This window comes from Prevotella sp. tf2-5 (assembly GCF_900115435.1).
In the GTDB taxonomy this organism is placed as follows: Bacteria; Bacteroidota; Bacteroidia; order Bacteroidales; family Bacteroidaceae; genus Prevotella.
Genome location: NZ_FOWK01000020.1, coordinates 1 through 16,135, shown reverse-complemented (window position 1 = coordinate 16,135; position 16,135 = coordinate 1). Strand labels below are relative to the sequence as shown.

Annotated in this window: 6 protein-coding genes; all 6 read right to left on the bottom strand. The window is 45.6% G+C overall.

The window, feature by feature from the left end; translation table 11 throughout:
- Positions 1-30 precede the first annotated feature (30 nt).
- Complete coding sequence (locus tag BM257_RS14425) at positions 31-786, bottom strand: dockerin type I repeat-containing protein (protein ID WP_092074119.1); 756 nt, start codon at positions 784-786, stop codon at positions 31-33.
- Between the two features lies 1 nt (position 787).
- A complete protein-coding gene (locus tag BM257_RS14420; RefSeq protein WP_177216148.1) occupies positions 788-8,761 on the bottom strand; it encodes a leucine-rich repeat protein in 7,974 nt (2,657 codons plus the stop codon).
- 27 nt (positions 8,762-8,788) lie between these two features.
- Positions 8,789-10,867, bottom strand: a complete 2,079-nt coding sequence (locus BM257_RS14415; RefSeq protein ID WP_092074115.1) for an Ig-like domain-containing protein — start codon at positions 10,865-10,867, stop codon at positions 8,789-8,791.
- 9 nt (positions 10,868-10,876) lie between these two features.
- Complete coding sequence (locus BM257_RS14410; protein ID WP_177216147.1) at positions 10,877-14,845, bottom strand: S8 family serine peptidase; 3,969 nt, start codon at positions 14,843-14,845, stop codon at positions 10,877-10,879.
- Positions 14,846-15,236: 391 nt separating this feature from the next.
- Positions 15,237-15,866 carry a porin family protein gene (locus tag BM257_RS14405; RefSeq protein WP_177216146.1) on the bottom strand — a complete coding sequence of 210 codons (630 nt, stop codon included), beginning with the start codon at positions 15,864-15,866 and terminating at the stop codon, positions 15,237-15,239.
- Positions 15,867-15,982: 116 nt separating this feature from the next.
- The gene (locus BM257_RS15340) at positions 15,983-16,123 is read right to left on the bottom strand and encodes a dockerin type I domain-containing protein (protein ID WP_218154518.1); all 141 of its coding nucleotides are present in this window, start codon (positions 16,121-16,123) and stop codon (positions 15,983-15,985) included.
- Positions 16,124-16,135 lie beyond the last annotated feature (12 nt).

Genomic DNA, 16,135 nt, shown 5'->3' with positions numbered 1-16,135 from the left:
ACGTGCCCCCTCATTATGAAGTAAATAATGTTATAGACTTATTTCATCTATTTCACGAGAAGGATTAGACATGATGATATTCACCATACCCACAATATCCGTGACATTCACGGCACCATCCTCGTTAACATCAGCAGCCTCAAAGTCGAAGGTACTCGTAGGATTCTCCATGATAAAGTTGACAGTAGCCACGATATCCGTCACGTTCACGGCACCATCCTGGTTGGCATCGCCCTTGAGAGATTCTTTTGTATTAACGGTACAAGTTGTATTGTCAAAAGCAATCTCATTACGGTCACTTGTCCTGGTAAACAGGATGTCCTTCACTTCTATTGTTCCCTCCCCTTCGTATGTAGACTCAGAAACAATATCAATATAAAAGAGGTCGCCGGAATTACCAGTAAAACTGGAGTTATTCATAGAGTAGGCAGCGACCCTCAGACCACCGTCACTGACAACATTGGCAGAAATGGAGTGATCCGCTTTCCTGGAAGACAGACTGACGGTGTAACCTGCACTAGCATCCTTTACCGGTGAGATACCATTGGGGAAATAGAAATCTGCCTGAAAAGCCGTGTACTCGTTACTATTCTTTAGTTGAATTGCCAGTTTCTGGACTGTCCCAGGGACTATCTTCAGTTTGGGCAAGGAAAGGCAGTCTCCATCCGCACTCCATGATGAGGAGACGGAAAATAACTGGAAAACAAAAAACAAGAATGCAACTTGCAGACATCTCCAGAGCGGAGATGCTTGCAAGTTACGGATATTATCAATTCTCATACTCATATTACTTTACAATCACTTTCTTGCCATTGACGATATACACACCCTTTGACAGACCACTGAGGTTCGTCACGTCAGAACGTACCTTGTTGCCTCGGAGGTCGAAGACATCAAATGCCTGTCCCTCTTGGCTACCGTCAATACCGTTAATAGCGTCAATGCCTGTGGCATCACCGAAATGAACAGCAGTTATAACGTCAGGAGCAAGATACTCGCTATTGTCAGATGCTCTTACCATACGGATGTCACGGATCTCTATCATGCTGCCATCCATCATCGATGTTTCTGGTGTTACCATCAGGTTGACAATGTTATTGTTCGTCAGTCTGAATATCTCGTTCTGAGAAGAGACGACGACAATTCTCAAGGCACCGTTGTCGAGTATATTGGCAGAAACTACATGGCTACTGCTAACGCTACCGGCGAGGTTAACCAAGAGTTTTTCATTATCGTCACGAGTTACTGTCATGCCCTCTGGCAGATAGACATCACACTGGAAGGCGATGAAGTCGGTCGCATTCTCTATCTGCATTCCTATAGCATTCTGCTCTCCAGCAACCATCTTCAGTTCATCCATATAGAGTCTGCCTTGAGCATCAGGTGCGCTGCGGTGTGCAGCAGCTCTGTTATTTGCTGGGCGCTCAAGGACTATGTCCACAGTTCCCGTCACGTCGGCAACAGTAATCAGGTCGTCCTTATTGACGTCGGCGGCCTTCTTCATGAAGCGTCCTGGGTAGTTCTCCAGAATATAGTCCACAGTTTGTACGGCATCTGTGATAGTTACTGAACCATTACCGTCACTGTCACCCAATGGATAGTCCTTCAGATTGAAGCGCAAAACCTTCTCAGGAGCCACAAAGTCGATATTGTTAGGTCCAGATATATGGATATCCTTGATGGTTACATCGAACTTACCAGTCTTTTCACCAGTATTGAACGGCAATGTGAGTATCTCACCGTCACTATTCTGGAACGAATTACCTGACTGCTGAGAGTAAACGATGACGCGTACAGAACCGTCAGATTTGCGTGCAGCAGATACCTGATAGCCGTTGGCACGTTCACTGAGTTGGAAGTTTCCATACCAAGGATCAATGCCGATCCCCTCTGGCATGTATACATCAAACTGTATAGCACGAGCCTCGCTCTCGTTATGGAGTGCGATTGGGAATGAAACAGTGTTCTCGATATAGTTCTCCACATTATCTTCCATCACAATCCAGTAGTTGTTCGATATGACGGTAATCTCACACTTCTGTTCGAAGTCACCGTCGACAGTCTTAGCTGTGATTTCTGTGCGACCGGCACTGACAGGAGTAATATTACCCTCGCTGTCAACCTTTGCCACGCTCTCATTACCACTTGTCCAATCAATCGTCTTGTTTGTGGCGTTGGTCGGATATACGGCATATTTCAGTTTACGAGTCTCACCCATCTTCAGAGCAACTTCGCTATCAAGCATACGAAGCTCCTTAACATGGATGTCACCGACTACGTTAACCTGTACTTCAAACGAAGAGGCATCTGTTACGCCAGGAGTCTTATAGACACCGTCAACCAGTTCGCTGGTTACGTCCTTACCATTATAGAGGACCTTGGCAATCTTAATGTTTTCGTCAGGATTAATCCTGAAGGTAGCTGTCTCGTTCTCCTGAACATACAGACTTGAGCCGTCCTTCACCTTGGCACCCATAATTGCTGTTCCGGCAGCGCGACGTGAAGCAGCAGCCTCACCGTCCTCATTCACGAAGTAGAGGTTAGCACCCTCTCCTACAGTGACGTCGATGTTCTTACGCATGTTGACGAAAGCACCCCACTGAGCAGCAGACAGGTAGTCGTTGAATGTACCTGTTGGGATAGCGAGCACACAACGGTCTGTGTGAACCTTACGGAATACATATTCCCCAAGATCAGCAGGAGTAGTAGCTTCAACGGTGATATTAGACAGTCGGCGACAACCTGCAAAGGCATAGTCGCGAATCCAGTTCACGCTCTTTGGCAAATCCACAGTCTCAAGGCTTGAGCAGCCGTAGAAAGCATATGGCTCGATAGAACCAAGGTCTGTACATTCGCTCAGGTCAACAGATGTCAATGATGTACAGTTCTGGAATGCACCTTGGTTAATTACGCGCAGCAAGTCGGGGAACTCTATGCCGTTTAGACTTGAGCAATCTGCAAAAGCACTGTCGTCAATACGGTCAAGGAGAGGAGGAAGCAGCACGGTATTCAGTGATGTACAGCCACGGAAGGTTGCATAGGGAATCTCATCAAGATCTGTCAGAGACATATCAACAGTCTCAATCTTAGAGCAGTTCGAGAAGCAGGAGCCTGCAGACGAGCCATAACCCTCTGTACCCATGAACATATAGAAGCCGTTGTTAAACTTCACAGTACCATAGAGGCTCGTACAGTTAGCAAAGGCACTCTCACCCAACGACTGGAAGTCCTTAGGCAGCGTCAGCTCCTGAGCCAGTGATGAGCAGCCTTCGAAGGCAAAGCCCTGGATAACGGCAAGGTTGTCATTCAACTCTACCTTTTCAAGTGAGTTACATCCCTGGAAAGCACCATAACCGATAAAGTTCAATCCTGTTGACAGCGTCAGTGTACCTGCAAGTGATGAACAGCCGCGGAACGCACCCTGTTCGATGCGCAGCAGTGACTCTGGCAGTTTTATACTCATCAGCACTTTCTTGTCGAGAAGGGCATTCTCAGGAATCACACTCACTTGTGCATCAGACATATCAAGGTCTAAGAGCATTGTCATGTTCGAACGAATGATGGCAAAGTCTTGTACTCCCAAAGGTCCGTGTACCTTAAGGTGAGTAATGGTGGCAGGTGCTATTTTAGCCTGCTCTGTGATATCCACAGCAAGGTTACCCTCGCTAGTTACAGTAACCTCAGCATGCACCTCTTTGTCAAGGATTGTCATATCCTCCCAAATAGGTGCAGACTTATAGGCATCTGCGCAACCTTCTGGTACAAATGCTGCTATACATGTAGTTGGCAAAGCTTCGTTGCTTAGCACTGGTGGGACTGTTGCCTCACTCTTTACAACGGAAAGTTGTGTACTGTTTAGTGCATATTTCCCAATGCTAGTAAACTTCGGACCTAACTCAAGCACACCTGTCAGCTTATAACAACCACTGAAAGCATAGGTATCGATTGTTTCCAGTGTCTTGGGCAATTTAGCATTGTCAAGTGAATTACAACTATAAAATGTCCATTCCTGTATATTCGTCAACTTTGTCTTCGACAAATCTACAGATGTCAACTTTTGACAATAAGAGAACGCATTACTACCCAACTGTGTCAACGAGGTTGGGAGCAGAACTTCTGTCAACTCCTGACAACTTGAGAATGCGGAATTTCCGATGTTCTTCAACTCGGTCAGACCACTCAAATCAACTTTCTGCAACTTCGTGTTGGAGAAGGCAGAAGCACCTATTGACTGCAAACTCTTCGGGAAATTAATGGTAGTCAGATTTTCACATCCGCTAAAGGCATAGTTAATATTTACGATTCCTTCTGGCAACGTCACTTTCACCAGTTTCTTACACTCGCTGAATGTGCTTTCCAATGTCTTCAAGTTGCTGCAGTTGGAAAGGTCAATCTCTGTCAACGAACTTCCAGAGAACACTGTGCCGAGATAAGTCAGCGTTGCCGGAAACTTGATGTCCTCCAAGTTCTTGACATTTCTAAATGCTTCACGGATTTCTGTCAGTTTGGTGTTACTCAAGTCAATAACCTGTAAGTTAGTAGCCTGGAAGGAATAATAATCCAGATTCTCCAGGTTCGTCAACTCTGTAAAGTTCACCTCTTTCAGGTTCGAGCAACCAGCAAAAGCATTGCCTCCAATTGTACGAGTAGTCTGTGGCAGGCGGACACTGGTCAGCGTTGTCTTTCCTAATGGATTTTCATAGTTATCACTTGTACAGAAAGCCTTGTAAGGAATGTATTCAACTTGTGTCTCCCAAAGGTCAATGACACTAAGCAACGGCATCTCGTCACGCATGGTGAAGAAGTCCTGATCATTAATCCGACCCTTGATGGTCAGCTTGGTCACATTCTGCTTCTGGGTTTCTGTCAACATATTCGAGAGGCTAGCACCCTCCTCCATCACCAAAGTAAGTTCGCTGTTTATACGGAAGGTTACCTCCAGCGTAGCGTCAGCCTGCACGTCACTTACCGTCAGTTTTCCATCGGCATCCAACAGGTCGGTGACATCCTGTCCGTTGAGTTTCACCACATCAACGACGAAGTATTGATCCGGCTTCATAGCGAACACAGCATCCTGTCCCTTGGATACCTGAATGGTGGTCTCTGGTAACAGCGTTGCGTTCTTGTACTCTACGGAACCACCTTCGCCTGTCTTGACAGTATAGGTGACCACATCACCTTCTGCACCACCGGCACCAAAGGTAATAGCCAGTGTTGAGTTTGCAATGATGGCTGGTGTCACATAGCTGGTGCCGCCATTCTGTACAACACTCTCCTGGCCATTGAAGGTAATGCCGCTTACCACTTGTCCTGCTGCTGGTTCCAAAGTCAATGACAGCGTGGCAAGGCTGTCAACCTTCAAAGTCTGGCTAGCTGCAGAATATTCGATTGATCCCCTCTTCACCTTACCGCTACCGGTTATCTGCAACTGCAAGTCAAACTGGTTAATGGCAAAGGCTACCGCGAGTTTACCTGTAAGCTGAGCACCACTCAGTATGAACTTATTATCAGCAAAAGGTATGTCAACACCATCCAGCGTCACTGCATCGGCATGCCATCCGGCATTCGGAAGAATCTCAAATGTTGTCGTGCTCTCCTTAGGGAAGAAAGTAGTGGTACCCATCAGTGTCTGACCATCGGCACGTACCTTTCCTTGTTCACCAACGGTCACTTGCATACCATATTCCTTCACGTTGGTGAAATTGCTCCAGCCGACAGCTTCACTGTAGGCATCTACAGAACCTACTGGTACATAAAGTGTACAATTTTCAAAGTCAAGGTTATTGAAAGAAGAACTGCCATCCAAATTAATAGGTATAGAGCGACTCACATACAAGCGTTCCAATGTTGTTGGCAAAATTCTCTCACCATATATCGATGTAACAGCAGCAGGAAGACGCAGTTCCGTTAGCGGTGTATCCTTAAATGCTTCCCATCCTAAAGAATAGTTTCCATTTTCCGGCAACAACACTGAGGTGGCTGGTCCAAAGGGACTGTATGAAATATTTCCTGTAAATGTACACTGACTCAGGTCGATACGACGAACTGAACTACTTTGGAAAACGTAAGATTCCAAATTGGTAAGTGTAGCTGTCAGTACCAATTCTTCGGGAAGAGATGTACAGCTAGCAAATGCATTTCTAAGACTCTTTATCTTGTTGCCAAAGGGGAAATTTGAAAGTTTTGAACAATACCAAAAAGCCTCATTTCCTATCTCTTGTACATTCTCACATCCCTCAACAGTAGTTAACTGTGGACAATAAGAGAATGCCTGGTAACCAATAGAAACAACAGTCAATGGCAGATGTATAGTAGTGAGTCTCTGATGCTCCTGGAAAGCCTGTTCTGGGATTATTTTCACATCCGTCTCACTGATGTCAAATGCCTCTAATGCTGTCAAAGTACTCTTTACATAGTTCCAATCCTTGTTTGACATCTTACCCGTCACTTTCAGGGTTCGGATAGTACGAGGATTCATTCCTAAAGCAGAGATCATATCCTTCAGCTCACCGCCATTAGGATTGTTGACGGTTAACATATTCGTAGTAAACGCAACGTCAAGGGTACCAACTTCGGTTCCTGCGGGAATGGTGAAGGTACCATCAGCAGCCACATTTAAAGCAACACCGTCAAGTTTAACCGATATCAGTTCATTGTCTGTTTCTGGCACGGCCTTCAGTGTAGTAGCGCTGCCTTCGCTGGCAAAAATAACAGCGCCATTAGCATAAGAAATATTACCCTGCAGCAATGATCCGAAACCACTGATATCCACCTTGATACCCTGTTCCTGTATTTTGGTGAAAATGCTCCATCCATTAGCCTCAGCATATGCATCTTTGCTACCCACAGGAACATATAGTACGCAGAAATTGGGATCAACATTGGAGAAAGCATAGGAATTAGCCCGAATAGGAGTAGCACTCTGTGCATAGATGCGTTCCATTAAAGAAGTAACGGCATACTCTCCAATATAATTTACACTGGCGGGAATTCTTAGTTCTGTAATGTTTGAATTCTCAAAGGTACGCATATCTACCCCATAGTTGCCATATTCTGGTAGCAAGACGGAGGTTGCTGCACCAAAAATCCCTTGAGATATATTTTGTGTCAGATGACATTGCCTCAAATCAAACTCTCGGATAGACGAGCCTCTAAAGGTGCCCGACCATCCAATATTATATACCGATTCTGGAAGTACAAGTTTCTTTGGCAGTGAGGTACAATCCTCAAAAGCATTAGATTCTATGCTCTTAATTTTGTCGCCAAAGGGAAAATTGGCAAGCTTTGGACTATACGAGAAAGCAGAAGAACCAATCTCTGCGACATTCTCACAACCATCAACAGTGGTTAGTTGTGGACAATTATTGAGTGCCGAACTACCAATAGTGGTGACAGTAGAAGACAAATGTATTGTTGTGAGTCTCTGATGCTGCTGCAATGCCTGTTCAGGGACTATTTTCACATCGGTCTCACTGATATCAAATGACTCCAACACCGTCAGGCTGTTCTTCACATAATTCCAGTCCTTGGTGGTCATCGTACCTGTTACCTTCAATGCAACAAGGGTGTTAGGATCAAGACCTGCTGCGATTAAATTGTTCTTCAGCTCTCCGCCATTGGCATTGTCAATAGTGATGGGGTTGCTGGTGAATGCCACATCAAGGGTACCGGTAGTGGTTCCTGCGGGAATGGTAAATGTACCGTCAGCAGCCACATTTAAAGCAACGTCGTCGAGTTTGACAGAGATAATTTCATTTCCTTTAATAGGCACGGCCTTCACTGTGGCGGCACTGCCTGAAGTATTAAAGAACACATCCCCATTAGAATAGGTTTGACCACCCATCTGTAAAGTTCCGAAACCGGTAACTTTTACTTGGAAGCCTGTTTCCTGCATCTTTCCATAGAAACTGCTCCATCCGTCAGCTATGGCATAGTTGCGCTTTGAACCTTTAGGGATATATATCGTTGTTAAGCTATTGGAGTCATATATAAAACTGCTCGAGGCTGATGGAGGAGTCGCAGACTCAACATACAGCGTTTTCAGACTCCTTGGCAGACATCCGCCCTCTAGATATTTAACAGCCTTTGTGATGATGATACTCTCCAAACCTTTGCAAAGGTACTGCTGGGTGGCTTGATCCCACGTGTCATATACATTAAAACATTCATAGCCAATGTTTAAATTACCCTTACTAGGTAACAGAACTTCCTTCAGGTTGTTTATATTACAAAAAGCATAGCCTCCCAAATATTCAAGAGAAGTACAAGCAGTAAAGTCCAAATGAGTCAATAATGTACAATTACTAAAAGCATTTGATTCTATTCTGCGTAATTTAGCAGGAAATACGATTTTTCCTGCTGTTGCCGTCTGGTTGCCGAAGGTTACGACCTCAAGCTTCCGACAAGAATTAAATGCATTTTCTTGGAGATAGATCATTCCCTCCGGTAGTCGCACCGTTGTCAGATTCTCTCTCTGTGAAAACGCTTCCCTTGGAATCTCTGTGACATTTGTTCCGGAGATGTCAAGAGTTTCCAGATTCGTCAATTGGTTTTTGACTAGCAAGAAGTCGGTAATGTTCATCTCGCCCGTTACTGTCAGGCTCTTTACCGTGGTGAAGTCCGTAACGCCCTGTGCGTCCAAAGCATCCCATAGACCGCCTGCTGTGTTGTTCAGGACAGTCACCGATTGTGCCATCGTACAGACGGCGAAGACCAATGTCCATAACATCAGTCCTGCTGTGGTTAGTAATCGTCTTTTCATAATATTTTCCATTTATAGTTATAGTTCTTATTGGTGTAAAATCGCATATATGAGCTCCACCGCATCCGTGATGGTAATTCTCTGATCCTGATTCATGTCTGCCTGAGACATGACAAACCCGGTAGAGTCTATTTCTAACAGATAATTGACGATGCAAGTAATGTCTGTTACATTTACCTGACCATCATTGTTGGCATCACCCATAAGTCCAGACAAGCCTCCAATATTCAGTTCTGCTGTGGAAGATGAGGCACAATTCTCACCGTCTTTGGTGCTCAAAATCACCTGATTAGCACTAATGACGGTATGGTTATAGTCAACCATTCCGTTCACCTTATTATATATAATAGTAGCCACTGGACCCTTGCCTGGATTTATCGGTGCGTTATTCAGAGAATAGAGATACACGCGGTAGGTGTCATCCGATAGTTTGGTGATATCTACTTGATGCCCCGAGGCACGTGCAGACATAGAAGCCATCTCCTTAACAGGAGCCATGCCAGTAATCCAATGGATATCGAACTGCATGGCGACTATTGGCAGTGTGTTCTCAAGAGAGATGGTCAGTGCATACTGATTTGCATTGTTACTCACCGTCTGTCCGTTCAGCGTAATCTCATTGGTATAGTAGGTGTCACCTTTTATCTCAACAGCCTGCATGGGATTCTGCGGATCATTACAATATAGTTGCATGACACCTGTGAAGGTGCCAGGTCCTGAAAGACGATAACATACTTCTATCTCAACTGCATGACCTGCAGCAATAGTGGGCAAATTGGAATCAGTGAGGCTGAACTTCTCGTCGGAGAAATCGATGCGTTGGATGGTGAGAGGCGACTCACCACCGTTTCTTACCATATAACGCTTTTTGATGACCTCTTCGACAGGAATCCTCCCGAAGTCCAGTGTTGTGGAGCACTCTAACTTCGGGGCAGCAATACGGATATTGCCGCCTTTCACATCAGATGTCATATCAATACCACTGGCATTACTCAGTATAACCTCCTCTGGCTGTAACGTGTAGCTACCACCGCCATTCAACAGAAGTTTAAACGTAAATAGATCTCCGGTATTGCTTGACAATGCTTTATTGGAAGAGGAATGGATATAAAAGGCGAGCTTGCCGTCTTTCTCTGTCGCTGATAGCTGATGGGAACCGCCCGATACCCTTTCAGATAGGGTGGCACTGCCTTCCACATATTGCAATGCGTCAGGCAAGGTAAAGCAGCATTGTACGGCTACTATTGCCTCCATGTTCTGCATACTGACACTGACAGTTATCTGCTCACCTGCCTGTCCAGCGGCATCAGCCACCGTTAAGGTGTTCACAGAGAAAGGAGTCGCAGTGACATGGATATTCTGATTGCCGTTCACCGCATTGGATATTAAGGTGATATCTGCGACATCAGTTCCACTTTCCTGAGGATTGTACTCTATCGTCAGCGTCTGCTGCTGTCCTGCTTCAATAGACGTAGTTGTAGGACTAACCTTAAAAAGAGTCGAGGTGCTCTGAACATCAGTGACTGTCAGTATCTCATTTCCTATATTGCTGACTGTCAGCGTTTTTTGATGAGAACTGCGAATGGGTACACTGCCATAATTGACTTCCGTGACATTCAGTGCTATCTTAGGACTGAGGATCGTCACTTTGCCTCCAATGACACTGACGGATAAGGGATTGCCCGAGATATCGCTCAGCACCACTTCTGGTTTGAATTCATAAGTGCCCGGTTCCTTATCCAACTTCAGACGGAGGGTTATAAAGGCATCCGTTCCTTCCTTGAAGGTGTTTAGTGACATGTCGTAGACATAGAGACTCAACAGGTTATCATTGTCAGAGACCGTGATGCTATGCGTGTCCGACACCCGTTGTCGGTTCAGTACGGCGGAGCCGTCCACATAACTCACATACGGGGTATGGGGTATGGTGACCTGCATGGCTGTGGCAGACTGTGCATTACCCAGCATCACACTCACTTCCACCTCATCCCCCGGATGACCTGAAGCGGAGGTAAGTGACAAAGTGCTCTGAGCGGTGGCAGGCACTGTCATCATCGATGACAGTGCCGCACACAGTATAACCACATATTGCTGCAAATGTAGCATAGGCAAGTATTAATAAACTACTTTCTTTCCGTTAATGATGTATAATCCCTTAGAAGGCTTCGTGACACGGCGACCGTTGAGGTCGTATATCTCACGACTCCTATCACTCACCTTATCATTTACATTCACAATGCCTGTCACAGTATTGTACTCGACATTCACAGGACGTCCCCATTGATCACTCAGTACGACATCCACCAAGGAGGCATCACCGATATAGACGATGGCTTGCCGTCCAGCTGGGATGACTTGCCCAGCGACGGAGAAGGTCATCAACTGATCTGTCAAGCCCTCGTTATCCTTATAGTTCACAAACTCTCTGTTCTCAAGAGCCTTCTGCGGAACGAAGCACACTTCCTCTGGAGCGTTCAAACTAAGCTGTACACCACCCAGTGCCACAGGACTGTCAAGGTACAGGATTCCGTTCTCTACCGTTAACGTGGCAGTAGGAATACTCTGTATCATTTCATGGGATGCAGAATAGCCTAAGATGATATTGATGGTAGCCACCACGTCAAGGATGTTCAGCACACCGTCACCGTTGATATCTGCAGCCTCAAAGATGAACGGCTTAGGTTTCTGATTGGTGAGATAGTCAATGATCGTCACCACGTCATTGACCGTCACGTTCAGGTCACCATTGGCATCACCCTGAGAGGAGGACAGCGGAGTGGCTGCCACATTCATGGACGGTTCAGAAGAGTCGAGGGTAGAACGCAGGGCACGGTAATAATAATAATAGGTAGTACCTGGAGTGACATTGTAGTCGGTGAATGCCATCTCTTCTATCACCTCATTGTCCTTGCTCTCTATGATTTCCTCATTTACAAGGATGGTGTCGGAAGCAACCCCGTCGTCATTGAGAGTGTAACGGTACATGTTATAGCCCATCACATCCTCCACCTCCTCTGGGTCAACAGACTCCCAAGTAAGTTTGACATATCCCACACCAGGCTCTGCCATGAAACCAGTGCTCTTGCTGCCAGCAGCGCCGACAGGTACGTTGAAGCGGCTGTTCTCTGTGGGGATGACGAAATGGTCTAAGTCCTGTGCGTCAGCGACGTAGATACGGTTGATGCCATCGAAAGCACTTTTCGCCGTGATGGTGACATAGGCAGTGTATATTGTTCCGTTCTCATTCCATGAGGGTTCCTCGTTGATGAAGGTCTGTGTATAAGGGGGACGCACACCCATGGAGAGATAGGGCTGTATGCTGGTGTCCATCGGGCGGTTGAAGTATACGTCCACCTTATGGGTGCCTACACCGAGTGGTGGTATCTCGTCATACTCGTCCTGAGCGTCCTTGCCGTTCACCACGACTTTCCATACGATGCCGTGTGCCTCACTGCTGGGCTGTTTCAGCATATTGGTGATATCAACAGCGGCAAAGGTAGTGTAGAGGACATCGTCGTTAACCTCGTTATAATAGTCTATCACGGACTTACGGGCTATATCCTCTTTGGCGGTTCCCAAATAGGAAGGATTGTCATAGTAAGTCACTGTCGGATTCAATCCAGTTGGGGTGCAATGGATGTTAGCATAGCGTCTGAAGTAGTTGTTGTAGTTACCATAGACATTACAGCCGTTGACATCCGTCCACTGGGTGTTGCTCTGCGGAAGATAATCAGAAATATCTGTGGCTATATTACCAATGATATTGGTGTTCTTATGGGTGTTACCGTATTCATAGCCATGATCACCTGTACAGTCCACAATATTACAACGAGTAGTTGTGGCACCTGCCATACCAGTGGGGCCGATGCCTCTTCCCATTACACAGTCCTTGAAGAGACAGTCGGTAAATCTTCCGCCTGTTATCAGATTAGGCAACGAGGTGGAGAGCATCGTGAACTGACAGAACTCAAACACACAATAGTTGTTAAAGGCGAGGGTGGGAATATTGCCTTGGCTCAGATCGCCCTTGGTGATAATGATAGGCTTGTCAGCGGTACCAATTGCCCTGATACGACCACGCTCCGCTACCTGGATAATGGCACCGTCGTGTAACTTCAGGGTAACACCTGGTTCGATGGTCAGCGTGATACCATTAGGGATGGCGATTGACTTATTGACAATATAGTGTTTGCCTGCCTCCAAAGTCTTGTTAGAAGCAAAGATTCCTCCTAATTCCTCTCCGTTCTCAGCAGTGATGACAATATCCTGATGGATGGTCTCACCCGTGCCATTCTCACAATTGCTGCTGAGCGTGAGTCTGATATGACGACCATCGACACAGTTCTCGTTGATCTTGAAACGGATGGGGTTGACACTCTTCTCCTTGCCATAACTGTTCAGGGTACGTCCGAAGTCTATGTCATTGTCTATCAACTCGATTATTTCCGGATCCTCGTTGTCACTGGTAGAAAGAGAGCACTTGATGCCAACAGCCTCACCCCAGGAGTTACGAAGGATAGGATACAACTCAATCACCTCACCAGCATCAAAGCGTCCGTCACCATCACCACCTTCCACGTCACTCATCTCATAACTAACAAACCACAGGGTTGGCTTGCGGTCGGCATCAGTGATGTTATAGGCAGCCATGATATCCATCACTTTAGAGTCAGCATTGGCTGAGGCGATGAGGTCACCGAAAAGTAGTTCCTTGCTGCTGTATTCCTTCATTTGCAAGAGGCGTGAGATGGCACCTGCTGCCAACGGGGTAGCCATAGATGTTCCATTCATCACTTTATAGCGCCCACCAGGATAGGTACTTATGATATTCGTTCCGGGAACTAACAACTCATAGTTGTAGAGTTTTTCCTCATCAAAGATATTAAGGTCGGTATAGATAGGATTATCGTCATCGAGATTACTAAAACATGCACGCCATGGGTTCGCTTTGTAGGGAGCCTCACCATAACCGCATGAACTATAGCATGTACCAGCATAATCCTTACTCGCCTCTACACCTAGAACAAAGGTAAATGCACCAGGGTACATTGGCTTTGAGCAACAACTGTGTCCGGGATATATACAGAGTCCATCATTACCTGCGGCGGCTACGATGACACTGTTATGGTAGCATTTTCCAAGAGCCATCTCCTCTGCTTTGGAATAGCCGTAACTACCAAGACTCATGGAGATGACATCTACATCATGGGTCAGACAGTATTCCAAACCTCGGATGATGGTGCCTACGTCACCGATACCGTCACTTTGGAGTACGGTGACTGCCATAATCTGGGCATCGGGGTTGGCACCGACAATACCTATGCCATTATTTGCCACGGCAGCGGCGATACCCGCGCAATGGGTACCGTGTCCATTCCAGTCGCCTATTCGTCCAGTCTGATTCACACAGTCCCATCCATGAAGATCGTCAACATAACCGTTCATATCATCATCGGCGCCATCGGCACCATTGGCTTCCTTCTCATTGATCCATATATTATCCTTCAAGTCAGGATGATCGAGGTCTACACCTGTATCCAAGATGGCAACAACGGGACGACGACCTAGGACATTCTTATCGTTAACTGTCCAGAATTCCGGTAACCTTACAACGCCAGGTCCCCACTGCTGTGAGTACATAGGATCGTTAGGTGTAAAGGTAGGCGGAGGCGTAGCTGTTCTGCGTCCCTGCTGTATAGCTGGAGCAGGTGCAGGACTGCCCAACGCATAAACTACATAGTTGGGTTCTGCAAATTCTACTTCGTCCAGTTGTTGGAATTCCTTTACAACTTCTCGAACATCTGCCGCATGTTCCGCATCGTACTCTACCAAATACAATTTCGATAAGTCACGATCTTCAATCTGTTTGCCATTGGCATAGCGTACACGAGAGGAGTTCTTTACCTTTATCTTACCAGCTACAGGCATCAACTGTTCTATATTAGTGATCCCAAGCTGGTTGATTTTTGCCTGTACACGTGAAGAACTAGCCCTCACACGTCCAGATCCTTGTGTTTTAAGATTAATAGAGCTATCATCCTTGAACTTCACAAGAACCTGACCAGGACGGAATGGTCTACTCATTGTATCAAGTTTTACGACATCATAATCCTCAGCACCATGCGTTTCATGAGCGGACAAAGGTATTAATCCTATAAAAAGCATTGTCGCAGTCAATAGGTAATGAGTAACTTTCATAAGCTATCTTTCTTTTTAAGGTTAGTATCTGTTATTAGTATTATGTGGGCAAAGATATAAATTTTTTTTTTATTCAATCATAATAATGTTATTTTAACATTTCGATAGAACCAAAAGAAAAAAAGAATCTACACCCAAGTTCTTGAAAGCAGAACTAAGGCGATAAATGATAAAGATAGCACCTGTTTCAGTAAATTCAGTGTATTTACTGAGTAAATTCAGTGTATTTGGTAAATAAATTCAGTGTATTTGCTGAGTAAATTCAGTGAATTTACTTTTATAGCTCAAACTGATAGCCGACTGTCAACCATAGGGAATTGGTCTTCCAAGAGTCCTCCACAGCCAGTTCCACGTTACACATGTTCATCAAACCGATATTATAACGAAGGTCGGCGACGAAGTTCCGATAACAATAGGAGATGCCTGCAGGAATGGATACATTGACACGTTTGAAGTCACTCGTATTAGTCAGGGAGGTAACGTTATCCTTGTATTTCCCACTCACCAGATAGCCCAGTTGCACACCAGCCTTCAAGGCAAGACCTGGCAGGATATTCGGTTCTATATAGAAATTGACGAGGACAGGGATATTGATGAAGTGAAGTGTCTGTGTCACCTTACCCAGATTGTCCACAGTGCCATAAGTATAGCCCTCATTGGAATAGTAGGCACCCACAGAGATACCGATTTGCTGCCATGCGTGATATTCTGCGTCAAGACCTCCCACAAAGCCCCACTTCCGTTTCGCACCGACAGCATGGTCAAGGTCTGTCCATAAGTCTTCTACCGACATATTCGATGAGTTGATACCCACACGTGGCGTCAGTGTCCACGAACCTGTCTCCTGTTGTGCCTTCATACCCATGCAAAGGCAGAGAAATGTGATGATAGCAATGATCCTATTCATGATCTTCATTTTTTATTATAAACGCTTGGAGGATGGATATTATTGCCACATCTCACAAAAGAATACAAAAAGGGGCACATCCGAAAACGTGCCCCCTCATTATGAAGTAAATAATGTTATAGACTTATTTCATCTATTTCACGAGAAGGATTAGACATGATGATATTCACCATACCCACAATATCCGTGACATTCACGGCACCATCCTCGTTAACATCAGCAGCCTCAAAGTCGAAGGTACTCGTAGGATTCTCCATGATAAAGTTGAC